The organism is Klenkia terrae (assembly GCF_037083865.1).
Taxonomy (GTDB): Bacteria; Actinomycetota; Actinomycetes; order Mycobacteriales; family Geodermatophilaceae; genus Klenkia; species Klenkia terrae.
Genome location: NZ_JBAPLV010000063.1, coordinates 1 through 1,631, shown reverse-complemented (window position 1 = coordinate 1,631; position 1,631 = coordinate 1). Strand labels below are relative to the sequence as shown.

Genomic DNA, 1,631 nt, shown 5'->3' with positions numbered 1-1,631 from the left:
AGGTGGGGGTAGTGCAGCTCGAAGGCGGGGCGTTCGGAGCGGATGCGGGGGATCTCGGTGAAGTTGTGCCGCGGCGGGGGGGACGACGTGGCCCACTCCAGGGAGTTGCCGTGGCCCCAGGGGTCATCGCGCAGGGCGAGTTGGCCGTACTTCCAGGACTTCACCACGTTGTACAGGAACGGGATGGTGGAGGCCCCGAGGATGAAGGACCCGATCGTGGAGATCGTGTTCAGCGTGGTGAACCCGTCGGTGGGCAGGTAGTCGGCGTAGCGGCGGGGCATGCCCTGGTTGCCCAGCCAGTGCTGGACCAAGAACGTGGTGTGGAACCCGATGAACGTCAACCAGAAGTGCACCTTGCCCAACCGCTCATCCATCATCCGCCCGCACATCTTGGGGAACCAGAAGTAGATGCCGCCGTAGGCGGCGAACACCACCGTCCCGAACACCACGTAGTGGAAGTGGGCGACCACGAAGTAGGAGTCGTTGAGCTGCCAGTCCAGCGGCGGGGACGCCAGCAGCACCCCGGTCAACCCACCCAGCAAGAAGGTGACCAGGAACCCCATCGCGAACAGCATCGGGGTCTCGAACGTCAACTGCCCGCGCCACATGGTGCCGATCCAGTTGAAGAACTTGATCCCGGTCGGCACGGCGATCAGGTAGGTCAAGAAGCTGAAGAACGGCAGCAGCACCGCCCCGGTGGCGTACATGTGGTGCGCCCACACCGTCAACGACAACGCCCCGATCCCGATGATCGCGAACACCATGCCCTTGTAGCCGAACAACGGCTTGCGGGCGAACACCGGGATGATCTCGGAGATGATCCCGAAGAACGGCAACGCGATGATGTAGACCTCGGGATGGCCGAAGAACCAGAACAGGTGCTGCCACAGCATCGGCCCACCGTTGGCCGCGGAGAACACCAACGCACCCAGGTGCCGGTCGGCCAGCAACGCCAACAACGCCGCAGTCAGGATCGGGAACGCCAACAAGATCAAGATGCTGGTGACCAGCGAGGACCACCCGAAGATCGACATCCGGAACATCGTCATCCCCGGCGCCCGCAGACACACGATCGTGGTGATGAAGTTGACCGCACCCAAGATCGTGCCCAGACCACTGACGGCCAGCCCGGCGATCCACAGATCAGCCCCGGCACCGGGTGAGTTCGTCACATCCGACAACGGCGAATAGGCATACCACCCGAAGTCCGCAGCACCACCAGGGGTGGCGAACCCCGAGATCATGATCAACCCGCCGAACAGGAACAACCAGAACGAGAACGCGTTCAACCGCGGGAACGCCACATCCGGGGCACCCAGCTGCAACGGCAGGATCAAGTTCGCGAACGCGAAGAACAACGGCGTCGCGAAGAACAACAACATCACCGTGCCGTGCATGGTGAACAACTGGTTGTACTGCTCGTTGGACAGGTACTGCAACCCCGGCCGGGCCAGCTCACCACGCATCAACATGGCCATCAGGCCACCGACCATGAACCACGTGAACGACACAGCCAGGTACATCAAGCCGATCGTCTTGTGATCAGTGGTCCGCAGCAACATCGACAGCCGCGAACCCTTCTCGGCCACGTGCACCGGACTGGGACGGCTCACGATCGGAGCGGGGGCGAT

At 62.8% G+C, this 1,631-nt stretch carries 1 protein-coding gene; it reads right to left on the bottom strand.

What is annotated here, in order from left to right; translation table 11 throughout:
- Positions 1 to 1,631, bottom strand: a 1,631-nt coding sequence (gene ctaD, locus UXQ13_RS23520; protein ID WP_336393094.1) for an aa3-type cytochrome oxidase subunit I, incomplete at both ends; no start/stop codon positions are given.